Origin of the sequence: Anaerococcus rubeinfantis (genome assembly GCF_001487145.1) — a bacterium.
In the GTDB taxonomy this organism is placed as follows: domain Bacteria; phylum Bacillota; class Clostridia; order Tissierellales; family Peptoniphilaceae; genus Anaerococcus; species Anaerococcus rubeinfantis.
Map to the genome: position 1 here is coordinate 133,395 of NZ_LN913015.1, position 26,879 is coordinate 160,273.

The 26,879-nt window shown below is 29.9% G+C and carries 23 protein-coding genes and 1 pseudogene; 8 read left to right on the forward strand and 16 right to left on the reverse strand.

The window, feature by feature from the left end:
• The first annotated feature begins 169 nt into the window (after window positions 1-169).
• The gene (locus BN3265_RS00690; RefSeq protein WP_058989679.1) at window positions 170-2,848 is read left to right on the forward strand and encodes a cation-translocating P-type ATPase; all 2,679 of its coding nucleotides are present in this window, start codon (window positions 170-172) and stop codon (window positions 2,846-2,848) included.
• Between the two features lie 686 nt (window positions 2,849-3,534).
• Window positions 3,535-3,822, forward strand: a complete 288-nt coding sequence (locus BN3265_RS00695; protein WP_058989680.1) for a hypothetical protein — start codon at window positions 3,535-3,537, stop codon at window positions 3,820-3,822.
• 33 nt (window positions 3,823-3,855) lie between these two features.
• Here BN3265_RS00695 and BN3265_RS00700 read toward each other — a convergent pair whose 3' ends face one another.
• The gene (locus BN3265_RS00700) at window positions 3,856-4,416 is read right to left on the reverse strand and encodes a chromate transporter (protein WP_058989681.1); all 561 of its coding nucleotides are present in this window, start codon (window positions 4,414-4,416) and stop codon (window positions 3,856-3,858) included.
• Complete coding sequence (locus BN3265_RS00705) at window positions 4,409-4,942, reverse strand: chromate transporter (RefSeq protein ID WP_058989682.1); 534 nt, start codon at window positions 4,940-4,942, stop codon at window positions 4,409-4,411. The genes BN3265_RS00700 and BN3265_RS00705 overlap by 8 nt, the downstream gene beginning before the upstream one ends.
• 117 nt (window positions 4,943-5,059) lie before the next feature.
• Here BN3265_RS00705 and BN3265_RS00710 point away from each other — a divergent pair, with 117 nt between their 5' ends.
• From BN3265_RS00710 to BN3265_RS00725, 4 genes are all read left to right on the forward strand, one after another.
• Window positions 5,060-5,599, forward strand: coding sequence for a GNAT family N-acetyltransferase (locus BN3265_RS00710; RefSeq protein WP_058989683.1), 540 nt, complete (start codon window positions 5,060-5,062; stop codon window positions 5,597-5,599).
• A gap of 16 nt (window positions 5,600-5,615) precedes the next feature.
• A complete protein-coding gene (locus BN3265_RS00715) occupies window positions 5,616-6,269 on the forward strand; it encodes an HAD family hydrolase (RefSeq protein WP_058989684.1) in 654 nt (217 codons plus the stop codon).
• A gap of 143 nt (window positions 6,270-6,412) precedes the next feature.
• Entirely contained in the window at window positions 6,413-6,868 is a 456-nt protein-coding gene (locus BN3265_RS00720) for a helix-turn-helix domain-containing protein (protein ID WP_058989685.1), read from the forward strand.
• An 11-nt stretch (window positions 6,869-6,879) separates the two neighbouring features.
• On the forward strand, window positions 6,880-7,827 hold the full coding sequence (locus BN3265_RS00725; protein ID WP_148362997.1) for an IS3 family transposase: 948 nt from the start codon (window positions 6,880-6,882) through the stop codon (window positions 7,825-7,827).
• 384 nt (window positions 7,828-8,211) lie between these two features.
• Here the strand turns inward: BN3265_RS00725 and BN3265_RS00730 are convergent, their stop codons facing one another.
• The 13 genes from BN3265_RS00730 to BN3265_RS00790 form a co-directional block, all read right to left on the reverse strand.
• Complete coding sequence (locus BN3265_RS00730; RefSeq protein ID WP_058989686.1) at window positions 8,212-9,573, reverse strand: MATE family efflux transporter; 1,362 nt, start codon at window positions 9,571-9,573, stop codon at window positions 8,212-8,214.
• Between the two features lie 175 nt (window positions 9,574-9,748).
• On the reverse strand, window positions 9,749-10,861 hold the full coding sequence (locus BN3265_RS00735) for an ABC transporter ATP-binding protein (protein ID WP_058989687.1): 1,113 nt from the start codon (window positions 10,859-10,861) through the stop codon (window positions 9,749-9,751).
• Between the two features lie 50 nt (window positions 10,862-10,911).
• Window positions 10,912-12,372 carry a 4-alpha-glucanotransferase gene (gene malQ, locus BN3265_RS00740; protein ID WP_058989688.1) on the reverse strand — a complete coding sequence of 487 codons (1,461 nt, stop codon included), beginning with the start codon at window positions 12,370-12,372 and terminating at the stop codon, window positions 10,912-10,914.
• Window positions 12,373-12,384: 12 nt separating this feature from the next.
• Window positions 12,385-13,422: a LacI family DNA-binding transcriptional regulator gene (locus BN3265_RS00745; protein WP_058989689.1), complete on the reverse strand. Its 1,038-nt coding sequence runs from the start codon at window positions 13,420-13,422 to the stop codon at window positions 12,385-12,387.
• A 4-nt stretch (window positions 13,423-13,426) separates the two neighbouring features.
• The gene (locus BN3265_RS00750) at window positions 13,427-14,263 is read right to left on the reverse strand and encodes a carbohydrate ABC transporter permease (protein ID WP_058989690.1); all 837 of its coding nucleotides are present in this window, start codon (window positions 14,261-14,263) and stop codon (window positions 13,427-13,429) included.
• Window positions 14,264-15,109, reverse strand: coding sequence for a carbohydrate ABC transporter permease (locus BN3265_RS00755; RefSeq protein ID WP_058989691.1), 846 nt, complete (start codon window positions 15,107-15,109; stop codon window positions 14,264-14,266). It abuts the gene before it with no gap.
• A gap of 128 nt (window positions 15,110-15,237) precedes the next feature.
• Complete coding sequence (locus BN3265_RS00760) at window positions 15,238-16,599, reverse strand: ABC transporter substrate-binding protein (protein WP_058989692.1); 1,362 nt, start codon at window positions 16,597-16,599, stop codon at window positions 15,238-15,240.
• 467 nt (window positions 16,600-17,066) lie between these two features.
• On the reverse strand, window positions 17,067-17,324 hold the full coding sequence (locus tag BN3265_RS00765) for a hypothetical protein (protein WP_058989693.1): 258 nt from the start codon (window positions 17,322-17,324) through the stop codon (window positions 17,067-17,069).
• Window positions 17,314-17,979: a nitroreductase family protein gene (locus BN3265_RS00770; RefSeq protein ID WP_058989694.1), complete on the reverse strand. Its 666-nt coding sequence runs from the start codon at window positions 17,977-17,979 to the stop codon at window positions 17,314-17,316. The genes BN3265_RS00765 and BN3265_RS00770 overlap by 11 nt, the downstream gene beginning before the upstream one ends.
• A gap of 131 nt (window positions 17,980-18,110) precedes the next feature.
• The gene (locus BN3265_RS00775) at window positions 18,111-18,377 is read right to left on the reverse strand and encodes a hypothetical protein (RefSeq protein ID WP_058989695.1); all 267 of its coding nucleotides are present in this window, start codon (window positions 18,375-18,377) and stop codon (window positions 18,111-18,113) included.
• A 379-nt stretch (window positions 18,378-18,756) separates the two neighbouring features.
• Complete coding sequence (locus BN3265_RS00780; RefSeq protein ID WP_058989696.1) at window positions 18,757-19,488, reverse strand: TIGR03915 family putative DNA repair protein; 732 nt, start codon at window positions 19,486-19,488, stop codon at window positions 18,757-18,759.
• Between the two features lie 3 nt (window positions 19,489-19,491).
• On the reverse strand, window positions 19,492-20,727 hold the full coding sequence (locus tag BN3265_RS00785; RefSeq protein ID WP_058989697.1) for a putative DNA modification/repair radical SAM protein: 1,236 nt from the start codon (window positions 20,725-20,727) through the stop codon (window positions 19,492-19,494).
• 157 nt (window positions 20,728-20,884) lie between these two features.
• A complete protein-coding gene (locus BN3265_RS00790; RefSeq protein WP_058989698.1) occupies window positions 20,885-21,613 on the reverse strand; it encodes a hypothetical protein in 729 nt (242 codons plus the stop codon).
• Between the two features lie 89 nt (window positions 21,614-21,702).
• Between BN3265_RS00790 and BN3265_RS00795 the strand changes: the two genes are divergently transcribed.
• Window positions 21,703-21,969, forward strand: coding sequence for a hypothetical protein (locus BN3265_RS00795; protein WP_058989699.1), 267 nt, complete (start codon window positions 21,703-21,705; stop codon window positions 21,967-21,969).
• Between the two features lie 910 nt (window positions 21,970-22,879).
• The gene (locus BN3265_RS00800) at window positions 22,880-24,862 is read left to right on the forward strand and encodes a C69 family dipeptidase (protein WP_058989700.1); all 1,983 of its coding nucleotides are present in this window, start codon (window positions 22,880-22,882) and stop codon (window positions 24,860-24,862) included.
• Window positions 24,863-25,675: 813 nt separating this feature from the next.
• On the opposite strand, the pseudogene megL reads toward BN3265_RS00800, so the two are convergent.
• Window positions 25,676-26,866: pseudogene (megL, locus tag BN3265_RS00805) on the reverse strand (methionine gamma-lyase).
• Between the last annotated feature and the right edge of the window lie 13 nt (window positions 26,867-26,879).

Genomic DNA, 26,879 nt, shown 5'->3' on the forward strand with positions numbered 1-26,879 from the left:
TTTCCTCTATTTGATATATAATTATATCAACAAGAGGGAGTAGCTTAATTATTCAATCGTCATTACGGTTTAACCCGGTTGAATAAACCATCTGGTAGCAAGACTTTTGGCGATTTGCCAGAAGTCTTTTCTTTTTGTAAAGAAAAAATAAAAATTTAAGGAGGTAGGAATGGACTATTTAGGTCAAAAAAATGAAATTGTAAAAAAACTTGACTCTGATAGCTCAAGGGGTTTATCAAAAGATCTTGCGGCTAAACGTCTTGAAGAAAACGGCCCAAATAAAATTGAATCCAAGAAGAAAAAATCTCTTGGCAAAAAAATCGCCGAGCAAATCATTGACCCAATGGTAATTTTATTGATAGTTGCATCAATCGTATCAGCCTTTACGGGAGATAAAATTGAATGCGTAATAATTATTGCCATTGTTATTATTAATGCAATTATGTCAATTATTCAAGAAGGAAGAGCTGAAGATTCTGTTGAGGCCTTGCAAAAAATGTCATCACCCGAGGCAAGTGTCATTCGTGATGGAAAAAAAGTAAAAGTTAAGGCAGAAGACTTAGTTGTTGGAGATATAGTTGTAATTGAAACTGGAGATATAGTTCCAGCTGATATGCGTTTATTAGAATCATCAAATTTACAAATCGACGAATCTTCTCTTACTGGAGAATCTGTAGCAGCTGAAAAAGATTCTGAAGCTATTTATGAAAGTGAAGTGGGAATTGGTGATAGGGAAAATTTTGCTTTCTCATCAACAATAGTAACTTATGGTCACGGAAAGGGAATTGTAACTCAAACTGGATCTGATTCAGAAATGGGAAAAATCGCTTCAAGTCTTCACCAAGTTGAAGATAAGGATACTCCTTTACAAAAACAACTAAACAAATTGTCAAAACTTTTGGCAATTCTTGTAGTTGTTGTTTGTATAATTGTATTTATTGTTGGATATTTTAGAACTGGCGATTCCTTATTAGATAATTTAATGGTTGCAGTTTCTCTTGCAGTTGCAGCAATTCCTGAAGGACTTACTGCAGTTGTAACAATTGTTTTATCAATCGGAATGAACAGAATGGCAGAAAGAAAAGCAATTGTAAAATCCTTAGTTTCTGTAGAAACACTAGGCGCAACAACAGCAATTTGTTCAGATAAAACTGGAACTTTGACTCAAAACGAGATGACCATCACAAAAATTTGGACAAATGAAAAAGAATATGAAGTTGAAGGAAGCGGATACGAACCAAAAGGTCATATAAAGCTCGATGATGAAAAAATAGAAGATGAAGAAAATATAAAACTTCTAATGAAAATTTCAACTTTGTGTAATGACGCCGACCTAACTCGTGAAGATAACCAATATAAAATTATAGGCGATCCAACAGAAGGAGCCATGCTTACATTTTCTGAAAAATGGGGAATTGTTCAAGAAGATTTGGAAGAAAAACACCCAAGACTTGAAGAAATTCCATTTGATTCTGACAGAAAAATGATGACAACCTTCCACAATATTGAAGAAAATTATAAGGCAATGACAAAGGGCGCTCCGGATATAATTATTTCAAATTCTTCAAAAATTTTATTAAATGGAGAAGTTGTAGATTTTACTGAAGATTTAAAGAAAAAGGCAATGGATGAAAATAAAAATCTTGCCAAACAAGCTCTTCGTGTAATGGCTTACGCCTTTAGGGAATTTGATTCAATAAAAAATGAAGAATTAACAAGCGAAAATATAGAAAGAGATATGGTATTTGTTGGACTTACTGGAATGATAGATCCACCAAGACCAGAAGCAAAAAAGGCAGTTGCAGAATGTCACTCATCAGGAATTGATGTTGTAATGATTACTGGAGATTATTTAGAAACAGCCTTCGCAATAGCAAGAGACTTGGGAATTGCAGATTCCAAAGACCAAGCTATCGAGGGAAAAGAATTAAATAATATGACAGATGTTGAAATTAGAAAAATCGCCAAAGAAAAAAGAGTTTTTGCAAGAGTATCTCCACAAAATAAGGTTCAACTTGTAAATGCCCTTCAAGAAAACGGCGAAATAGTTGCCATGACAGGAGACGGAGTAAACGATGCTCCAGCAATCAAAAATGCTGATATAGGAATTTCTATGGGAATTACAGGAACTGACGTTGCAAAAGATACAGCAAATATGATTTTGGTTGACGATAATTTTGCTACAATTGTAAATGCAGTTGAAGAAGGAAGAATAATTTTTGCAAATATCAGAAAATTTGTTTCATTCCTACTTTCATGTAACATTGCAGAAGTTTTGATTGTATTTTTGTCAATTTTATTTGGCCTACCTTCTCCACTTACACCAATCCAATTACTCTGGTTAAACCTAGTAACAGATGCTTTCCCAGCACTTGCCCTTGGAGTTGAACCAGGAGAAAAAGATATAATGGAAAGAGATCCAAGAGATCCAAAAGAATCAATAATTTCTGGAGACTTAAAAAATTCACTAATTGTTCAATCACTGGCAATTACATTTTCAGTTTTAATGTCTTATATAATCGGATTAAAATTAATCTTCCCAGGAAATATAGAAGGAGCTCACACAATGGTTTTTGCAACCTTAATTACAAGCGAGCTTTTGAGAGCATTTTCTGTAAGAAGTACAAAATATACCCTAAAAGAATTGGGAATAGGATCAAACAAGCAATTAATAAAAGCAAATATCCTATCATTCGCCCTACTTTTAATAGTAATGTATGTCGGACCATTAAGATATTTATTTGAATTAGAATTAATAACCTGGCAATGGATAATAATTCTAGCCCTCGCCTTTATCCCATTGATTTTAGGAGAAGTTCACAAAATTAGTGCGAGAAAAAATAAATAATTTTAAAAAGCAAGAGTTTTAATTCTTGCTTTTTTTTGATTAATTAGTATAATGTAATTGACAAAAAGTTATGACAATATAAATGATAATCACAAAAAAGCAGGAGGGCCAACTCCTGCTTTTTTATTTCGGGCTAATTATCATCAAAATATCTATCTAGCCACTTGCAGGTAAAATGACAAATTATTCCTGCCAAAATAGATATTATTAAAGTTATGACATAATCTATGATAATCACCCCCTAACTGTTACCAGTTTAGGTTGACGATAACAAAAATATTATATCATAATTTTTATTTCTCAGTTTTAGCCTAAAAATTTTCATTGATTTTTTATTTTAAATAAGTATATTGTTTTTGAGTAAAAAAATATAGATTCATGAAATCAAAAAAGCAGGATGACAAATCTTGCTTTTTTCTTATGTCTTAGTATAATGAAAATGACTAAGGAACATATAGTTCATTGTAAGACTAAAAAAGCAGGAGGGCCAACTCCTGCTTTTTTATTTGGCTAGTTATCGCAATTGTCATTGGCATCTAACCATTTACAAATAAAATGATCAATTATATTTGTCAAAATGCCAATTATAAAGGAACATATAATTTTCATTGCAAGCACCTCCATTCTGTTATCAGATTGGATGCGATAACAATGTAATTATATCATAATAAATTAGAGGTGGATTTATGAGAAAAAAAGAAAAACAAAAATATTTTATGAAAAAACTTCACGAAATTTACAATGATAAAAGTTTAAATTTAAGTAAATCTTGTAGGAAAAAAATTTTAGACCAATATAAAGAATTATCAAACAATAAAACAAATATAAATTATGCATCATATAAGCTCTATCCATATTTAAGAGATGCCCTTTATGACAATAAGGATTCAAAACTTTTAAGTGATTTTATGAAAATTATTTTGAAATATAGGTGGAAGGCATATTTTGCAATGATTTTACCTACAAAATTTTAATTTCAAAAAAGCAGGAGTATAAATTCCTGCTTTTTACAACTTAAAAATAATTCCAAACAAAGCCCCCATCCCTATTATTAATAGGGGATGGATTTTTTTGTATTTTCTTAATAAAAATAAAAATCCTAGGAACAAAACAAGCTGGATTATTTGAAATAAGTCTAGAAAATTTCCTGTTTTTTCATATAATTTTACATTAAATAAGGAAATTACCATTACATTTAACATAGCTCCCAAAATAAGTCCTGCTGTTGATGGTCTTATATATTCAAAGGCGTTTTTTACAGTAAGAGATGTTTTAAATTTATCGAGAGATCTTGCTATTATCAAAATTATAATTACTGCTGGCAATATTAATGAGAAAGTTGCAAGAATTGCTCCGGTAATTCCATAGGCCTTGTATCCTGCAAAACTTGCCACATTAATTCCGATTGCTCCAGGGGTTGATTCTGAAACTGCAATCATATCTAATAATTCTTCACTTGTAAACCAATCGTAATTTTCTGCCATTTTTTGTAGGAAAGGAAAAGTTGCCATTCCTCCTCCAATTGCAAATAGTCCTGTTTTGAAAAATTCCCACATCAACCTAAGCATATTTTCCTCCAAAAAGAATTCCAAAAATTCCACAAGCTATAACAATAATTATGGGTGAAATAGAAAATATTCCAATAGCAAGAAAGGTTAGGAAAAATATTAAAATTTTTATTTTTGTATCAGCGGTTTTTTTTACCATATTTATTACTGTATTTAAAACTAGAGCTGAAACTGCAATTCTAATTCCAGCAAAGGCGTGTTGGATTATTAATAAATGGGAAAATTCTTTTAAAAAATTTGCAATAAGAGTAATTATTATTATTGATGGACTAATAAATCCTAATGATGCAATTATTCCTCCCAAATTTCCCTTTCTTTTTCTCCCACAAAATGTAGAAGTATTTACGGCAATTATTCCTGGGGTTGTTTGACCGATTGCATAATAATCTAAGATTTCTTCTTGACTAATCCATTTTCTTTTGTCGACCAACTCTCTTTCTAAAAGCGGAAGCATGGCATAGCCTCCCCCAAAGGTAAAGGCTCCTATTTTAAAAAAAGTTAAATAAAGTTCTAATAATATTTTCATTTTAAATTTCTCCTTTTATTTATTATAGCACAAGAGGTTAGATTGGCTAAATCACTTGATTTTAAGCTTTTTTGAAGTACGATTATTTAATACGACTGATAAAATGAAAGGAAATTTATGAATTTAACTTTATCCAATTCTTACATAAATTATTTAGATGAAATTAAAAATTTATACATAGAAGCTTTTCCAAAATCTGAAAGAAAACCAATGGATCAAATTATAAAAGTTTGCCAAAATGGTTTTGGAAGAATTATTCCAATTTTACTTGATGATGAATTTGTTGGAATGTTTATAACTTTAGATTCCAACAAGGATGATACTCTTTTAATTGATTATTTTGCTATAAAAAATGATTATAGGGGTCTAAGTCTTGGTTCAAAATCATTAGAACTTTTGAACAAAATGGAAAATAAAACCATAATTATTGAAATCGAACCTTGTTATAAAGAAGCTGAAAATTTTATCCAAAGAAAAAAGAGAAAAAAATTTTATAAAAATCTCGGTTTTAGGCAAACCGATATAAATATTTCCTGGTTTGGGGTTGATCTTGAATTAATGAGCCTTAATAAAACCATAAATTTTGACCATTATATGTCTTTATTGACTTCTATTTTCCCAAAATCATACATTGAAGAAAACATTAAACTTGCTTAAATTTTAAGGAGGATTTATGAAATTATTATTTGACTGTGACGGAACAATACTTGATTCCATGCACATTTGGCTTGAGCCAATCAATAGACTTTTAAAAGAATATAATTATGATTTAACAACTGAAGAAAAAGGACAAATGGAAGCTCTTCCCTTTGATGATACTATAAAATGGTTAAATCAAAATGTCTGTACTGACAAAAGCGAAAAAGAAGTTTACGATTATTTTTCAAAAACAATAGAAGACGCATACAAAAATCACCTTCTTCCAAAAGACGGAGCTGTAGAAATTTTGAAAAAATTGAAAGATGAAGGCTATGATATGTGCATTTGCTCATCAACTGACAAATTCCACTTGGTAAACGCCCTTAAAAGACTTGACTTGATAGATTTATTTGATTTTATTTTAACTCCAGATAAATTTCCCTACAAAAAAAGCGATAATGAGTACTGGCAAAAAGCCCTAGACAGTTATAAAATCGAAGCAAAAGATGCTGTTTTATTTGACGATGCCCTCTATGCCGTAAAGGCTGCCAAAAAACTCGGCATAAAAACCGTAGGAATAAAAGACTTCCCACACAATAAAAATGAATGGGAAAAAATCAAAAAAGAAGCAGACATGGTAATTGATGATATAAAATATATAGATATGGAAAAAATTAAAAATCTATAAAAATTATAAAAATAACCATCAAAATGTGGTTCAGACTGTTGACAAGCTAAAATTTTCCCCATTTCGAGCAGATAAACAACCGTCGGTTGAACTGACCCCCAAAAGTTGGACTTAAAAATCAACTTAAGGAGGTCAGTTTTTTAATGGCAAAATACAAAACAGAATTTAAGATTAAAGTAGTAAGAGAATATCTAGAAGGAAATATAGGCTACAAAGGATTAGCAAAAAAATACTCTATCCCAGATCATTCTACTGTTAGAACTTGGGTTAATGCTTATGAATCTAGAGGTTATGAAGGATTAAAATTATCAAGAAAGAGTAATAGTTACTCTTTAGATTTAAAACTAAATGTAGTAGACTTGTATTTATCAGGAGAAATGTCCTATCAAAGCCTAGCAAATGAATTTAAAATCAACAATCCATCCATGATAGCTAGATGGGTAAAAGAATTTAGAGAAGAAGGAATTGAAGGACTAAAAGCAAAAAAGAAAGGTATCCCTTCAATTATAAATAATACAGATAAAAATAAAGATATAAAAAACAAAAGTAATAAAACAAAAAAAGAAATAATAATAGAAAAACAAAGAAAAATAAATTGAAAATCTTGAAAATGAAGATAAGAAATTCTAAAAAAAAAGATTCAATTCTCTCAAATGACACAGGAAGAAATAGACAGATATCTGAAGTCATTAGATCACTAAGAGATAAATTCAAACTGAAGGACTTGTTGGAATATTTCAATCTAGCAAAATCAACATACATGTATTGGCAACAACGTTTAGACAGACCAAACACAGATGAGCAAGTAGAAAAGAAGATACTAGAAACTAGAAAAGACAATCCAAACTATGGATATAGAAGAATAACAGCAACGCTAAGAAAACAAGGACTATTGATAAACAAAAAGAAAGTTCAAAGACTAGTACAAAAACTAAAACTTCAAGTAACAAGTTTCTCAAGAAAAACAAGAAAATACTCATCATACAAAGGGACAATAGGAAAAGTAGTAGATAACAAAATAAATAGAAAATTTAAAGTAGATGAACCATACACATATATAACAACAGATACAACAGAATATAAGTATCAAGAAAAAGATAAAACAAGAAAATACCAAACAAAAAAACTTTATCTAAACCCATATCTAGACATGTATAATGGTGAAATCATAAGTTATGAAATATCAAAACAACCAAGGCTAGAACCAATACTAAAAGCCTTAGACAAAGCAATAGAAATAACAAGCACGAACAATGATAAGAGGATATTTCATTCAGACCAAGGATGGGCTTATCAAATAAAACAATATACATCAAGACTAGAAAAAGAAGGGATAATCCAATCAATGTCAAGAAAGGGCAATTGCCTAGATAACTCCCCAATGGAGAACTTCTTTGGGATACTAAAACAAGAAATCTACTATGGCAAAAAATTCTACTCATATGAACAGTTAAAAGAAACACTAGAAGAATATATCCTATATTACAATAAAGATAGAATAAAAGAAAAATTAGGATATTTAAGTCCAATAGAATATAGAAAGTTAAATGCAGCATAAAAATTCCACCCCTAGGGGTGGAAAGTAATAAAATAATACCAGAACAGGTAGTTTACTAGTTCTGGTATTAGGTACAACTTTATGGGGTCACCACAGGTTTCGGTTGTTTATCCCGATTTATCGTACGTAGTGAGTCGAGAAATCTCATGAGATCTCTCCATGCGTTCGTTTCACTCACACTAAAACATATTTGCTTTGCAAATGTATCCGTGCTTTCACACTTAATTTTAGGGATAAATGTGCAAAATCAATGCACATTTATCTAGTCGAGATGGTACGTAGCGTAATTTTTATTTTAAAATAAAATATTATCTACATTCATACTTTGTCTACGTTCTGAATCACCAAATGGTGGTTATTTTTTTGAAATTTTTTACAAAAATCTTATCTAAAATCTGCGAATTTTAAATTCTTTTTCATTTTCTTTTTCAAAAGATAAAGGGATAATAAACCCTTTATTATTGATGTTATGGTCATTGATAACCAAATTCCCAAAACTCCAAAATATGGAATTAATAAAAATGAAATTGGAATTCTTGCTGCATTAAAAATTACAGAAATTGCTGATGGTGTTCTTGTATCGGATAGGCCTTGGAAAATTCCTGTAGATCCAATTTCTAAAGACATCATTAATTGGCTTGCTGAAAGAATTGCCAAATATTTTGCCCCCAAATTTATTGTTTCTAAATCTCCTGGCACAAAAACTTTGAACAAGTGATTTCTAAAGCCAAAAAGAATAATTGTTGCAATAATTCCTATAAAACCTACAAGTTTTAAACTTTCTTTTACTCCTTTTTTCACCCTATCAACCAAACCTGCCCCATAATTTTGGGCAATAAGTGATTGGATAACCGCTTGACAACCCTCGGTTGTTTTCCAAGAAATTGATTCGAGTTGGCTTCCTATAGAATAAACCGCAACAGGTTTTGGTCCAAATCCAGCCATAAGTTTGTTCAAAACCATGGTTATAAGAGCATGAATTCCACTGATAAATGAAACCGGAAGCCCAAGTTCAAAAATTCTTTTTTGCCATTTTGTAGACAAAGTGAAATTTTCCAAAGAATCTTTTATTACTCCATCTTTTTTCTTCATGACAAATAAAAAAATTAAAAATACTGTTGCTTGGCCCGTAACAGTTGCAAATGCAGCTCCTCTTATTCCCATAGGAGGGATTGGTCCAAAGCCAAAAATAAAAAGAGGATCCAAAATTATATTGAGGACAAGTCCAATTGTATTAATTTTAAAAGGAGTTACACTTTCTCCAATCGAATAAAAAGATTGGGAAAATATTGGATTTAAAAAAACAAAAATATAACCCAAAGCTGTAATTGAAAGATAAGCATTCGCAAAATCAGAAACTTCCTTTCCTAGCTTATAAAAATCAATAATATAAGTTTTAAAAGTTAGGATTAAAATTATGTAAATTATTGCCGTAATACTTCCTTGTATATATCCATTTTGCAAAATTAAAGAAGTAAGTTTTTTATCTTTTCTCCCATAGGCTTGAGCCGCATAAACTCCTCCCCCAATTTTTGCAATCAAGGACAAGGCTTCGGCAATCCAAGCCAAAAAATATGAAACCCCAACGGCAGCTACAGCATTTGAACCAATTCTACCAATCCAAATCATATCAACCAAAGTGTAGGCAATTTGAACAAAAGCAGTAAGAGTTAAAGGAATTGATAAAATTATCAAAGATTTCCTGATATTTTCTTTTGTTAAATCAATATTTTTTCTTTTTTCCATAGACCCTCCTTTATTTTAATTTAAATCATTTTATCAAATTTGGTAATTTTTTTCTATAATATTTTCTTCTAATCCCCTAAATTTTACGAAATTTAAATTATTTTGTCAATAACTGTCAATTTATATATTTTGACAAACAAAAAAACGCCCTTTTATAAGAGCGTAATTTGAAAAATTATTCTATAATTAATTTTGTTTCAGGATCAAATAAATATGATTTTTCCATGTCAAAGGCGAATTTTGTAGTTTCTCCAACTTTTGCTTTGGTTGATGGGCTTACTCTTGCTGTTATTTGGTCTTCTCCTAGGTCAAAATATAGGTAGACTTCTGCTCCCATTAGCTCGTAAACTCTAATTTTTGCATCTATAATTGCTTCTTTATCTGCTTTTTCTAAAAATTCTTCCTCGTCATATATTGATTCTGGTCTGATTCCAAATATAAGTTTCTTGCCTACATAATTTTTTTCAACTAGAAGATCTGCTTTTTCTTTTGGTAGTTTTAATTTTAAATGGTCGTTTTTAACGTAAATATCTTCGTTTTCTTTTAAAACTTCTACGTCTATTAGGTTTATTTGTGGTGATCCTATAAAGCTTGCTACAAATAAATTTTTTGGATGGTCGTAAAGATTTTGTGGTGTATCAATTTGTTGGACTACTCCATCTTTCATTACAACGATTCTTGTTCCAAGTGTCATCGCTTCTGTTTGGTCGTGGGTTACATAAATCATTGTTGTTCCCAATTTTTGGTGGAGTTTTGAAATTTCTATTCTCATTTGAACCCTAAGTTTTGCATCGAGGTTACTTAAAGGTTCGTCCATCAAAAATACTTTTGGATTTCTTACAATAGCTCGTCCCATCGCAACTCTTTGCCTTTGTCCACCTGATAATTGTTTTGGTTTTCTTTTTAATAAACTTTCTATTCCCAAAATTTTTGCGGCTTCTTTTACTTTTTTGTCAATTTCATCTTTTGGCATTTTTTTGATTTTTAAAGAAAATGCCATATTATCGTAAACTGTCATGTGGGGATAGAGGGCGTAGTTTTGAAAAACCATGGCTATATCCCTATCTTTTGGAAGAACATCGTTTACAACTTTATCGTCTATTTTTAATTCTCCTGAACTGATTTCTTCAAGTCCTGCAATCATCCTCAAGGTTGTAGATTTTCCACAGCCTGATGGGCCAACGAAAATTATAAATTCCTTATCTTCTATTTCCATATTAAAATCTTTGACAGCGTGAAATCCGTTGTCATAAATTTTATTTATATTTTTCAAACTTAAATTTGCCATTTTTTCTCCTTTATATCAGAATTTACAGGGTAAATTTTAATATTTCGAATTTATTTTCTATATTTTTCTATAATTTTTTTCAAAAATTCTTCTTTTTCTTTTAAATTTTCCATTGAAGTGAATTTGAAGGACCAATTTTTTTCATCTAAGGTTGCTGGTGTGTTGATTCTTGCTTCATTTCCCAAGCCCAAAATATCTTGGAGGGGAATTATTACATATTCACTATCTCTTCTCATGGCAAATTCAAAAAAATCTTCTGCTGTATTTTTGTTTTTTATACCAAGTTTTTCAAATAATTTTCTTATATCTTCTCTTTTTTCTTCACTCAATCCCTCATACCAATCCATTAGGGTCTTGTTATCGTGAGTTCCTGTGTAGGCTACTGAATTTTCTGGGGCGTAAATGTATTCTTTTTCTTTTGGCTTTAAAAATTCTTGGATTATAACCATGCCTTTTAGGTCAAAATAATCTCTAAGTTCATAAACTTCTGGTCTTATTTCTCCCAAATCTTCTGCTATAAATTCTACATCTTTTAATTCCTTTTTTACTTTTTCAAATAATTCATAGCCTGGTGCAAGAAGCCACTCTCCTTTGATTGCCGTTTCTTCTTTTGCATCAATAACCCAATAGGTATCAAAGGCCCTAAAATGATCTAGCCTTACTATATCGTAAAGTTTTCCGTTATAGGCAAGCCTATTTATCCAAAATGAAAAATCATCTTCTTTTATTTTTTCCCAATTATAAATCGGATTTCCCCATCTTTGTCCTGTTGCTGAAAAATTATCTGGTGGAACTCCAGCTATTGATTTTGGATTTCCTTCTTTTGTAATTTGGAAATATTTTTGATTTTCCCAAACATCAAGGCTATCAAGTCCAACATAAAATGGAATATCTCCAACAATTTTTATACTATTTTTGTTAGCATATTCTTTTAAATCCATCCATTGTTTGTAGAAAATATATTGAAGAAAAATTTCATAATTAATTTTATCTTGGTAAGGGGTCAAGTCAAATTTTTTGTCAATAATCCAATTCTTCATCTCATCTGGCCACTCGTTCCAAGATTTTAAGTCATTTTCTTTTTTTAGGCTAATAAATACTCCGTAATTATAGACAAAATCAAATTTTAAAAATTCTTTGTAAGACTTATCTTCATAGTCCTTATTTTTTTTGAAATTTTCATAGGCTATTTTTAGATATTTTCCCTTAAATTCTCTTACAAAATTGTAGTCAATTCTTGATTTTTGCTCTAATTTTTCTGGTTTTTTTTCAAGAAGTCCATCTTCATACAAAAGTTCTAGACTTATATAAATTTCATCTCCTGCAAATGAAGAGTAGGGTTGGTAGGGAGAATTTCCATATCCTAGTGGATTTAAGGGCAAAATTTGCCACATATCAAATCCTGATTTTTTTATTATATCTATAAAATCATAGGATACTCTTCCAAAATCTCCAATTCCATGATCTCCATTTAGACTTTGAAGGGGTAGTAAAATACCTGCTTTTTTCATTTTTACTCCTTTTTATTCCTTACTAACAATTCGTGCTGTAGTTTTTCCAATAAATAAATCAGCATCAAATTCTGTTATCTTTTCATATGGTTTTTTCTTTATTATTTTAAATAAATCTTTTACAGACTTATAGGCAATTTCTGATGCAGGTTGGACTATTGTCGTTATTGGTTTTAATAAATATTTATTTGTTTCAAGTCCATCAAAACCTACAATCGAATAATCTTCTGGAATCTTTTTTCCAAAATCATCTATTGCCTTGATTGCTCCCATTGCAACTGTGTCAGATATGGCAAAAATTGCTGTGCATTCTATTTTTTCTTTTACAATTTTTTTCCCAATTTCGTATCCATGTTCTAAGGAGTAAGGATTGACTCCTTTTTTGGGAGGAAAAATTAAATTTTCATCAAATTTTAAGCCTTCTTCTTCAAGTGCTTTTTTATAACCCATAAGCCTTAACTTTCCTATACTTTCATCGTCTATTCTTGGTGCAATAAAGGCGATTTTTTTGTGGCCAAGACCTATCAAATATTTTACTATTTTTTCGCTTTGAACTAAATCATCTATGCCCAAACAAGCTGACCTATCAATTTCTAAATCCTTATTTATTATTGTTGTCATGGTAAAGGGAATATCTAGAGCTTCTAAACTTTTCCTATCATTTACAAAATATCCACCCAAAAATATTATTCCCTCAGGTTTTAAATTTTTTACAACCTTGTGGGCAATTTCAACCTCATTTAAATTTTCTTCTACCTTTTGTAGGGCAAAAGTGTATCCTTTTTTTGTAATTTCTTCTTCAAGGACTTTTAGCATAGGAGTAAAAAATGGGTTTGTGATTCCCTTTATGAGAACAGCTATAGTTTTTGTTTTAGTGATTTTTAAATTTCTAGCGTTTTGGTTTGGGACATAGCCCAAATCGTCAATAGTTTTTAAAATTTTCTCCTTGGTTTCTGAGCTTATTTCTTCGCCATTATTTATGGCTCTTGAAACTGTGCTCACACTCACACCACAAATAGATGCTATTTCTTTTATGGTTACTCTTTTCACTTTCTTATCCTTTGATTGCTCCTGCTGCAACTCCTTTTACTATATGTTTTTGCATGGTCAAATAGAATACAATAACTGGCAACATACTAAGAACAAGCATAGCCATCATAGCCCCCAAGTCTTTATTACCGTTACTTCCTACAAGCATTTGAATTACAACTGGAATTGTTTTGTATGGTGTGCTTACTCCAATTACAAGGTAAGGAAGTAGGTAGTCATTCCAAATCCACATGGTATTTAAAATTGCAACTGTAATTGCTGTTGGTTTTAAAATCGGAAGAATTATATAGAAGAAATGTTTTATTGGCGAACATCCATCTATCATTGAGGCCTCTTCGATTTCTATTGGAATTGATTTTATAAAACCTGAAAACATAAATACTGAAAGTCCACTTCCAAATCCCAAATATAAAACAACCATACCAATTGGATTGTTTAAATGTAGAAAGTCTGCAACTTTTATAGTTGGAAACATAACCATTTGGAAAGGAACTATCATTGAAAAAACAAACAAATAATAAATTACTTGTGTGAATTTATTTTTAACTCTTGTCAAATAATATGCAGTCATCGCTGATAAAAGTACAACTACAAAAACTGAGATTATTGTTATAAAAAATGACCAACCAGCTGCTTGGAAAAATCCTGTTCTTGCAAGTCCTGAAACATAATTTTCAAGACCTGCAAAGGATTCTCCTTTTGGAAGGCTAAATGGTGAATCGCTTATAAAAAATCTTCCCTTGAAAGAATTAATAAGAATAAAACCAATAGGAAATAGGAAAATTCCTAATAGAACCAACATTATTACAAATAAAATTGAATTTATAGTTTTCTCTTTCATTTAATGTTCCACCTCTTTTTCTCTGGTAACTCTGATTTGAAGATAGGCAATGGCTGCTACTATAATAAAGAAAATAACCGCTTTTGCTTGTCCAACTCCTTCAAATCCATTTCTTGAAAACATAGTGTCGACTATATTCATAGCAAGCATTTCTGTTTTATACATAGGAGCCCCCGCTGTCAAGGCAAGGTTTTGATCGTATAATTTAAAACTGTTTGTCAAAGTTAAAAATGTACAAATAGTAATTGATGGCATAACCATAGGAATAGTAATTGATTTTAAAGTTTGCCACTTGCTTGCCCCATCAATTTCTGCAGCTTCAATTAAGGCTTGTGGGACATTTTGAAGTCCTGCTATATAAATTACCATCATATAACCAATTAATTGCCAATTCATAAGGATAACCAAGCCCCAAAATCCATATTTTTGATCTGCCAAAAGTGTTTGTCCAAATTTTAATAAAAATGAATCAATCATAACTTGCCAAGTATAACCAAGTACGATTCCACCGATTAAGTTTGGCATAAAAAATACAGTTCTAAATAAATTTTTCCCTTTAATTTTTCTTGTAAGAACGACAGCTAGGGCAAAAGCTATAATATTTATAGAAATTACACAAACAATTGTAAATAATACTGTAAAAATAAAAGCTCTCCCAAACCTTTGTCCACTTGAAAAGGCTGTTACATAATTTTGAAAACCTACAAACTCAGAATTAAAAATTGTGGTAAATTTTGTAAAAGAAAGTCCAATTCCCAAAATAAAAGGAATGATAAAAACAATACAAAATACTAAAAAAGTAGGTAATACAAAAAATGGGAAATATTTTTTCAATATTTTTTCCATAAAAACCTCCTTTATGGATTTTTTAAAAAAAGTCTGAATGTAGAAGTGATTTTTAAATCAAACCAGCATACATTCAGACTATTATTTTATCTAAATAGATTATATATAATCTTTGTGGCTGCAAGTGTTTATTTTTCTACAGCAGCTTTTTCATCTTTCCAAGTATTAACGAAAGCATCTTTTACTTCATCCCATTTCATTTCTCCAGAAGCATATTGTCCTAGAGCTTGACCAAAGAAATCTTTGAAAGCTTGACTTGGGAATGATGTAAAGTTCCAGTCAATATTGTATAAGTCTTCATCAGACATATATTTTACAACTTCTTTTGCGAGTGGATCTGATGGTTGGTCTTTTTCTTCAAATGTATCAAATGGTGAAATGAATCCAAGATCTTTTGTTACAAATTCTTTTCCTTTTTCAGATGTAAATAACCAAGTTAAAAATTCTTCTGTTGCTTTTTGGTCTTCTTCACTAGCTTTTGAGTTTACAGAGAAGAAGTTTTCAGTTCCAATACAAATTCCTTGTTTTTCTTCGCCCTTAACACCTGTATAAACTGGTAAAAATTTAATATTTTCTTCTTTTACCTTATTTCCATTAACTTCAGAAATTTGGCTCCATGCCCAGTTACCATTTTGAACAAATGCTGCTTTTTCAAGTGCAAATTCAGCCATAGAATCTGTTACAGCTTTTCCTGTTAAAGCATTTGCTTCAACTGTAGAATTCTTTATATAAAGATCAAAGATATTTTTGAAATTTTCAGCATATTTGAATTTAACTTCATCCATATCCTTTACCTTGTTGTCTTTATATTCATAATAAATTGGTAAGTTTGCAAGGTGAGTTTGCCATCTCCAGTCTTCACCTGGTTTTAAAGATGTACAAGCAAAAGCACCATCAATTCCAAGATCTTTCTTTTTAGCTTGCATATCCTCAGCAACTTCTTTTAATTTTTCAAAATTATTAATCTCATCAACGCTTTTAATTTTTGCACCGTCAAGACCAATATATTTTTGTAAGATTGCATCGTTGTAGATTATTCCATATCCTTCAACTACATAAGGAATACCAAAAACTCCATCCCCATCTTTAACAGCAAGTTCTTTGTCAATAAGATGTTTATAAAGCTCAGAATCTTTCAAATCTTTTGTATAATCTTTCCAATTTTGATAGCCAATAGGACCATTTATTTGGAAAAGAGTTGGAGCATCTTTTTTAGTAATTTCTGCTTTCAAAGTAGATTCATAAGTACCACTTGCGGCAGTTACAACTTTTACAGGAACACCAGTTTCATCTGTATAAGTTTTTGCAATTTTGTTCCAAACTTCCTCAACTTCAGGTTTAAAGTTTAAATAATAAACAGAACCTTTTGCACTTTCTCCGCTTGCTGCGTTAGAATTGTTGTCAGCATCATTTTTTTGTCCACAAGATGTAAGAGTAAGAGTAGATGCTAGCACCAAAGCAGCTCCTAATAACGTTTTCTTTAATTTCATAAAAATTTCCCTCCATTTTTATTTTTTCCTAACCAAAAATAATTTCAAAAGAAAGCCCTAAAAATTTTTTCATATTTCTCTTATTTTTTTTGATTTTAAAATTTACTTTATAAAAAAATAAGGCAAACTATTTTCGGTATCGTTTCCGTAAATTCACTATATCATATAAAATTATAAAAATCAAGCTTTTTTTAAATTATTTTTTAAATTTTTTCCAAAAATAATCCTCTATTTTAAAAGATTTCTTAAAGCTTTTATATTTTAATACAAAAAATTTCTAAACAAATTCTATTTATTTTTAATTTTCAAATGAAATTTCATAACATTTTCCTAAAAATTTTTACTTTAAAACAAAATTAATCCAAAATTTATAAATTTCTTGATTTAATACCATGCAGTAAGCTCTTATAATAGGAAATAATTTTTTGGACAAAACTATTTGAACTTAATAATCTATGATTGATATTTTAATATAATAAATCATGAAAACTTGCAATCATAATAATAGCAAAACCAATCATCATTAAATTTTTAAAAAAATACTCGCTTTTACTAAGTTTTTCTTTTTTTATAAAAGTTTTATAAACCATTCCAAACAAAATCATACTTGAAAATATTGCATTTGGACCGCTAGTGTCTAGTTTTTTTATCCGCGATATTATCATTACAAGAATATACGCAAGGCTTGCTCCAATAATTTGAAAATTTACTGTCCTATCCTTCATTTTTCTCTCCCAAATATTTTTCTGCTAATTCCAAATGATATTTTATTATTCCAAAATCAACTTTTGAATAAGGACCAATCTTTCTAATCAAATCATAAGACCCATCATCTTTAAATTCAAGATAAAATTTTTGTTGGTTTAAAGCTGTTGGGGCAAGTTTACAAAATTCTAAAATTATCCTATTTTTTTCATTATCAAATTCTTTTATGTTTGATAAGATATGATCATCTTTAGATTTATGAATATTTCCCTTTTCATCCCCATAAGCAAAGGCAATAAGGCAAAGTTCTTTTTCATTTTTATTTATTTTTGCCATAGACTTTCCATGAGTAAGACCAACCCAACAAGTGCTTAGGCCCAAGTTTTCTAAATACAAAAGCAAATCTTGTCCAAAATATCCAATTTTTTCATCCAAATCCGAAGATTTTTCTCCAACTAAGCTTATATAATTATTCGCATTTTTAAAAGATCCATAGGTGAAAATTTTTGATTTAAAACACTTAGGCTCATCAAAAAAGACTTGAAAATTGAGCCCTACTTTTTCATTAAGGATTTTTACTTTTTCCTTAATTTTATTCTTTTTTTTCTCTTCAATTTTCAAATCTTTAAATTTTCTAACAGAATGCCTATTTCTAATTAAATCTAAATAATTCATATTTCCTCCTTATAAATTTTTACCCTAACAAGTCTTATCTATTGATAAAATATTAAAGAACAAAAAATCCACCTTAATTCGATTAAAATCCTATGTTTTATCAAATCAAGATGGATAATTAATTTAAAATATTATAAGAAATTGTATCCCATTACCATAGTTATTGGAAAAGCTAAAATTAATAAAATATTCAAAAATGACAAAATTATATTTTTATTTTTTATAGAAAAAATCATTCCTATTATCCCCAAAATTGGACAAATGAAAATAGTTGCAAGTCCAATAGGTCTTAATCCATTTCCAAGCATAAATTCCAAACTATGGACTGGTAAAAATAAAGATATAAGCCAAATCGCAAGTCCCAAAATAAATACAGGTATTTCTATTTGTTTTTTCATATCATCCTCCTATATATTAAAATACTACCCGAATAAAATCCAATAAAACTTCTTTATAAATCTTTTGATTTTATTTGCAAATAAAAAAAGGAGCTTTAACTCCTCAGAGCGTATACAAAGTCAGTTTAATAATTCATTAACGATTTAAAAATTAAATTACGCTAAAACCCATCTCGACTAGATAAATATGCCTTGATTTGGCATATTTATCCCTAAAACTAAATGCGAAAGCACGAAAAAGTTTGCGGAGCAAATATGTTTTAGTGTGAGTGAAACGAACGCATGGAGAGATCTCATGAGATTTCTCGACTCACTACGTTCGCTCGAAATGGGTGAAAATTGAGTTTGTCAATAGTCTGAGGAGCTTTAACTCCTCTTATCACTTTATCCTATTTTTTTCTGGCAAATATTTCCAATATTTTTTTGGCATATTTGAAATCATAAGTTTTTTGTTTTTTCGCTCTTTTATGGAAATAGAATCATAAAATCCTATCCATAAATCTTTGAAAAATTTCTCTTCATCGCTTTCTTCTATAGAAAGATTTAAAATTTCTACCACTTCAACATTTCCAAAAATCGAAATAAAGGCTTTTTTTCGATTTTTATCGTAAATAATAAATTTTTCCTTGGGCATTCTTTCCAGAAAATGCCTTGAAAGATCTTCCAAAATATAGTTATGAGATTCGTATTGAGCAAATAAAAATCCTTCTTGAATTTCCCTAAATCTCAAAAGCCCCTTTAAAGCATGGGCTTCACTTGTATAATTTTTTATCATTTTATTAAAGGCTATGGCGTATTTGTTGGTTGAATTTATAAATTTTTCACCCTTTAAAAAGATAAGCTTAATTAGCCTTGCGATTATAGTCTCCTTATTTTTATAATCAGATTTAAAGGCTATTTTTATTTGATAAAAAAATTCTACAGAAAAATTTTTCTTTATAGAATCTTCCACCCTTTTCGCCTTTTCAAAATCCGTTTTGATTAATTTTTGGTCAAGAAAAGAAATTTGATCTTTTTCATTTTCAATTTTTATTTTAAATAGGTCCTTGTAAGAGATAAAAACCGCCGTCAAAAATCCCTCAAATGACCCATCATATATAATAATTTTCATATTTTACCCAAAAAATGACAACTGCTCAAAAGATTTTGGGTCAGAAAGGCTCATCCTATCCTTCAAATCTTTTTGGTTCTTAAATTTTATACCTTGGTATTTGCCGTTGACTGTAATAAAATTCCTGGCTTTTTTTACAGAAATGTTTAAAGCTTTTAAGTGGTAATATTCAAGTTTTCTGTATTTTCTTGCATTTACAATTTTTCTCGCGGAAACTCTCCCAATTCCTGGAATTTTCATTAAATCATAGAAGCTTGCCTTGTTTATTTCCATAGGAAATTTTCCAATATTATTTATAGCCCAATCTGTCTTAGGATCTATTCTTAGGTCAAAATTTTTATTTTCTTCATTTAATAAATCTGAAGATTTAAAGCCATAAAATCTCAAAAGCCAATCAGCTTGGTAGATCCTGTGCTCTCTTAAAAGAGGCGCTTTTTTTACATCTTTGGTAAATTCACTTTTTACAACCGGAACAAAAGCTGAATAAAAAACCCTTTTTAACGAATAAGCATCATACAAATTTTCTGCCCTAGTCACTATATCAAAATCACTTTCTTCAGCTGCTCCGATTATCATTTGAGTTGTTTGACCCGCTGGAAGAAATTTGGGCGTGTGCCTGTATAATTTTATTTCATTTTTTCTTTGGACGATTTTTTCCTTGGCATAAGTCATAGAAGATTCAATTTGCCTTATAGATTTTTGGGGAGCTAGGATTTTTAGAGATTTTTCTGTAGGAAGCTCTACATTTATACTCATCCTATCAACCAAAAGCCCCATTTTTTTGACCAAATCAGAATCAGCCCCCGGGATTGATTTCATGTGAATATAACCATTATAATGGTATTCATTTCTCAAAATATCCGCAGTTTTTATCAAAAGCTCCATTGTATAATTTGGATTTTTTATTACCCCAGATGATAAAAATAAACCCTCAATATAATTTCTCCTATAAAAATTTATAGTAAGATCTGCAACTTCTCTTGGACTAAACTCTGCCCTCTTTGTGACATTTGATGACCTATTTATACAATACTCACAATCATACACGCACTTATTGGTAAATAAAATTTTTAAAAGAGAAATACACCTTCCATCCTCACTCCAAGAATGACAAATACCAGAAACATGGCCATTGCCCAAACCTTTTGAAGAATTTTTCCTATTAGATCCCGAAGAAGAACAAGACACATCATATTTAGCAGCATCAGTCAAAATCTCCAACTTTTCTAAAATGTCCATAGCCCCTCCTTCTTTTAGACTCTTAATGTCCTATAATTATATAGGAATTTTTTAAAAATTTCAAGAAAAATAGAGGCCATAAGCCTCTTTAATATTTTTATCTTAATTGAAAATTTATAAAAGATTTAATTCCTTCTTTATATAACACTATAAAATTTTACTTTCTATCAATTGACATAAAAGTAAAAGCAAGTCTATAACCTGAATTTATGGATAGGTTCATTGAATCTATGTGGGAAAATTGACTTGCTGTAATTGGCAACACTTCTTTATTATTTTTTAAAATTTCATAGGTCATATTGTTTAGCATATAAGCCATAATTTTCTTATATTTTTGATCTTTGGAAAATTTTTGACAGGAAAATTCCCAAAAATATTTAGAATTTTTGCTAAAAGATCCCAATCCTATTAATTTTTTACCATCATAATAGGCATAGGCAAATTTCGAATTAAAATAAGGGTCATCAAAATCAAATACAAATTTATATTTTTTGTATTTTTCAGAATTTTTAAGGTCGATTTTTTCAAATTTAAAGGGACCTTCAATTTTTTTGAAATTTTTATTAGGCTCAAATACTGGACCATAATTTACAATTTTTTGACCATATTTTCCAATGATTTTAACTATTTTATAAATATTTTCATATTCAAAAAACCATTCTGATGGAAAATCTCCCAGTTCATTTTTTAATTTTTCTAAAAGTTCTTTATTATCCGACTTTACAATAAGATTTTTTCCACAGCCAATTATAGAAGTTGGATAAAGATTGTAGGTCAAGGATTCTTCTTTAAATTTCATATTTAAAAAAATATTTTTATTTTCAACTAAATCATCATTTTCTAAATCAAAGTCGTAAAGAATTTGTTTTTTTGTTAAATTTCTCATCTTTTTTCTCTTTTCTGCTTATGTAATTGAATTTGACATCTTTTTTTATCTATAATATTCTATAAATAGAGAAAAAGAAAGGATTTTTTATGAAAACAAGTGTAATTTTTATAGTAATTTTAATAATAATAGCAATAGTAAATTTCCTTTTATTGTCAAAATTCAGTTTTGGTGATGATAGGGATAGGAAAATTTTTAATAAAACCTGCTCTCACACCCTAATGGCCTTTATAATATATCTTTTACTTGATATGATTTTACCTTTTACAAATAATACTGATTCTTTTACAAATCTTTTTGTAATTTCTTTCTTATTTTTGATCAATCAACTTGTCTATAGGAAGAAATTCTCATAATTTTTTAATATAAAAATCAAAAATTTAAAATTTGGAACAAAAAAAATCGACTTTAAACTTTCTTTACAATTTAAAGTCGATTTATTTTATATGTCCACTAGCACAGCTTTCTGATTTTGGTTCAATCACTCTTATGTCCTTTCTCTTTTCATATTTAAATTTTATATATTAAATATCTCAGCACTTTGACAATTTTTGTATATTTTTTTATTTTATGGGAAAACTTCCTCCTAACAAAACTTTTATCTATTCAATTGTTAGCTTGCTTTTTATTTAGTCTATAAACAAATCTTTTAGAAAAATGTCAGATGGCTCTACTTTTACAATTAATTTCCACCACTTTTTCCACGAAAACCTATATTATTTGCTTTTTTTAAATAAATCTCCACAATTGTAAAGTTGTATAATATAAGATTTCAGATTTTAAATCCATTTAAATTCTTATAGCTAAATACCTTTATAGTTTTAAAATCTCTTCTATATTACTATAAATTCTAAGCTTTTTTATATCCATGCTAGTGGACTATCAGAAGTATTATCTTCTGTTATTATAATGATACCCAGTGAAATCGATTCTAAACATTATTTTAAAAATTTTTTTAATTTTTTTGAAATTTTTTAATAAATTTCTTTTTAATCAAATTTTATTTTTCCTCCTTGTTTTAATCTATTATTCTGCTTTTTGATAATTTAAATATTTTAATTTTTTTATGAAAATGAAAGATTTTTTTGTAATAATATTTTAGAAAGATAAGCTATTTTCTTAAATTTTTCTTATAAATTTTTTGAAAAATCTCCTAATTTTTAAGAAATTTACTAATTCCAATAAAGAAATAAAGAACAAAAATTATTTTTGGTAACGTTTGTCTAATTCCTTTTATTGTTTTATAATATGATTTGGAGGTACACTATGAAAATATTTAATAAATTATGTGTTTTTGCACTTAGTGCAGTATTTTTATTTACTGCTCTTGCCTTGCCTGCAAAGGCTTGTACAGGCGTTATAGTTGGTAGTGATTTGACCGAAGATGGTACTACAATTTTTGGTCGTACAGAGGATTTGGAAGTAAACCACAACAAGGTTTACAAAATCAATGAAGCTGGTAAGTACAAAAAGGGAGAGAAACTTGTAGATGTTTCTTATGCAGAAAAAGGTGGATATGAATTTGAACTTCCACACGATTCTTATCGTTTTACATCAATAAGCGATACTACTCCAGAATATGGTTATTTTGATGAAGCAGGTTATAACGAAAAAGGTCTTATCGCTGATATGACAGTTTCTGCTTCTGCAAATGAAGATATTCAAAAAGTTGACCCATATCTTGACGGAGAAGAAGAAGGAAAACCTATAGGAATTTCTGAAGCTATAATGACAACAGTAATTTTATCAAGTGCAGATAATGCTTTGGATGCTGTAAAATTATTGGCTGATGAAGTAGCTACAAAGGGAGCAGCTGAGGGAAATGCTCTTGTAGTTTCTGATAAAACTGATTTATGGTATGTAGAAATTTATTCTGGTCACGAATTTGTTGCAATGAAATATCCTAAAGATAAATTCTCAGTTTTCCCTAACACATTCTGGCTCAATGAAGCAGAACTTACAAAGGGCGAAGAAAGTGATAACTATATAATGAGTGAAGATGAAAATTATCTTTATTCAAAGGGAATTTTTGAAACAGCTAAAAAAGCAAATACTTTCGAAGGAAATGAAGATGAAAGAGTAATTGATCTTGCAAAATCTTATGCAGAAAAAGAACTTTCACCATCAAACCGTTCAAGAGTTGCATCTGGAATCAAATTCTTAAATCCTGATTCAGATATTGATATGAAAACTGAAACTTACGAATTTTTACAAGATGCTGAAAAATCTTCAATTTCAGTTAAAAACGTAATGGACTTTACAAGAAACAGACTTGAAAACTTTGATATCAAAGCAAACGATAGGGGAAGAGATGATTCTTATCCAATAGGAAATAGAAATACTATGGAATCACACATCTTCCAAGTCGGAGAAAATGCAGAAGCAACAAATCCTGGAATAATGTGGTTAACACTTGGTTCACCACTCGTTCAACCATACGTTGCTTATTATCCAAACCAAGAAGGTTCAATCGATAAAGTTTCAAACGAAACAAACGACCCAGACAAAGAAAATTCACACTATTGGTTGGCAATGGATACCTTACACATGGTAGAAGCAAACAGAGAAGACTTCATGAAAGATATCACTCCAGAAATCGACAAATTTGAAAAAGATCAAATAGCAAATACAAAAGTTTCCGGAGAAAAAGATCCAACAGAAAAGAACAAGAAAGAAGCTCAAAAATCATTTGATTTATTAAAAGGTTTCAACAAAGATCTTGAGGAAAAATACAAAGATTACCTAAAGAAAAACGACTACACCTACACCTTCTACGGAAGAAGAGCTACTGAAAACTTCACAGATACAACAATGGATGTCAAAAAAGACACAAGCGATAAAGCTTTGAATCTACAAGTTACACCAGATGAAGATGAAAAAGGTGGAAAAATCGAAATAGTAGACTCTTACGGAGAAGCTGTAGATAAATTAAATAATCCAGTAAAAATCTCAGTTCCTAAAAAAGCCTTTGAAAAAGAAGTTGCATTCGGATCAAAAGATGACAAAATTGATGTAAAAGAAGAAGACGACAAGTACGTATTTGAAACAGAAAAATCTTCAATAAAATACCAAGAAGAAGGAAAAGAAGAAGAAAAATCTGAATCAAATGAAAAAGCATCTTCAGATTCATCAAGTAATGAAGAAGGCACAAAAAAATCAGAAAACAAATCAAACAAATCATTGATAATAATAGCAGTTGCAGTAGTAGCAGCAGTTATAGCAGTATTTTCAAGAAAAAAGAAAAACTAGAAGATAAAATAAAGTAAAAGTTAAAAATCGTATTGGAAAATCCAATACGATTTTTTTATAAAAGAATTTAAAATTTATTTTAGAAATTAAATAATAAATCAATCGGCTATATCAAAAAAAAGCAAAGGAGATAGGCAATTGTAAAAGTAAGCAAAATATAAAAATATAAGGAAAATATTCCAATGAAAAGTTAAATAAAATATCCAAATAAAACCAAGAGATCTCTCGACTTCGCTCGAGATGGGTAATTGATTTATGTGCTCTATGCCTTCGAATTGTTATAATCTCTCTAATATTAATTTTAAAATCCAAAAAGATAATTAGAAATCATAAACATAATTAAAGATAGATAACAAAAAAATAAACTTTAGTAATAAATCAAGCACACGATAAACCCATCTCGACCAGATAAACAACCGTTGATTTCGGTTGTTTATCCCGATTCATCGTGTGTAACGAGCGGAGAGATCTCATTGGAATATTTAGTAAAATAATAAAATATAACGAAGAAATCCCAATGGAAAAATAAAAAAAATCCAAATAAAACCAAGAGATCTCTCGACAAGGCTCGAGATGGGCTATTAAGTTATGTATTTAACATCTTCGAATTGTTATAATCTTCTCTATATTAATTTCAAAATTTAAAATATAAAATGAAAAAAATAGATAATTAAAAGATATGAACTTTAGAAAAAATAAGCGCATCCAAACCCATCTCGACTAAAGGAGCAAAGCGACTGCACGGAGAGATCTCATAGTAAAAGTAAGTAAAAATAAAAAACCTCCCCATAAGGGAGATTTTCCATATAATTTTTATATAAGGTCTAAGGCTTGGTTTAAATCTTCTATTATTTCGTCTGCATCTTCTAGGCCTACTGATAGTCTGATTAAGCCTGGGGCTATTCCTGCTTCTTTTAGGGCTTCTTCTGTGTAGGTTGAGTGGGTCATTGTTGCTGGATGTTCGATTAGGGTTTCTGCATCGCCCAAGCTTACTGCTAATGAACATAGTTTTACGTTGTTCATTACGCATCTTCCTGCTTCGATTCCGCCTTTTACTTCGAAGGTTACCATTGCTCCGTAGTCTTTCATTTGTTTTTTGGCTACTTCGTGGTTTTTGAAATCTTATAGGCCTGGATAGTATACTTTTTCTACGTTTTTGTGTTTTTGTAAGGCTTCTACAACCTTTTTGGTGTTTGCTACGTGTTGTTTCATTCTTACTTCGAGGGTTTTCATTCCTCTAAAGATTAGGAATGCATCGTGGGCTGATAGGACTGAGCCTGTGAAGTCTTTTTGGCCTACTAGTCTTACTTGGGTCATTAATTCTTTTGATCCGCATGAAAATCCTGCTATTACGTCGCCGTGTCCGTTTAGGTATTTGGTTGCTGAGTGTACTACTATGTCTACTCCTAGTTTTAATGGATTTTGTAGGTATGGGGTTGCAAAGGTATTGTCTGCTATTACTAGGGTATCTTTTGAGTTTTCTTTTGCTAGTTTTACTACTTCTTCTATATCTATTACGTCGAGTGTTGGGTTTGCTGGTGTTTCTAGATATACTATTCTTGTGTTTTCTTTTAGGTGTGTTTTGACTTCTTCTAGGTCTGTCATGTCTATGAATTCTACGTCTATGTTAAATTTTTTTATTTCGTTTAGGTAAGCAAATGTACAGCCGTAAAGTGTTCCGCATGCCAGAATATGATCGCCTGCTTTTATGAATGGCCAGATTGATGATGTGATTGCTCCCATTCCTGATGATGTTGATACTGCTGCTTCTGCTCCTTCAAGGGCTGCTAGTTTTTTTTCTAGGGCATCGTTTGTTGGATTTCCTAGTCTTGAGTAGATAAATCCTTCTTCTTCTAGGGCAAATCTTCTTCCGCCTTGTTCTGCGTTATCGAATATAAAGGTTGATGTTTGATATATTGGTAGTCCGAGTGAACCGTATGTATCCTTTATTGCGCCTGCATGTACTGTTTCTTTTACAAAATCTTTTTTTGTTTTCTTTCTTATTTTTGATCTAAAA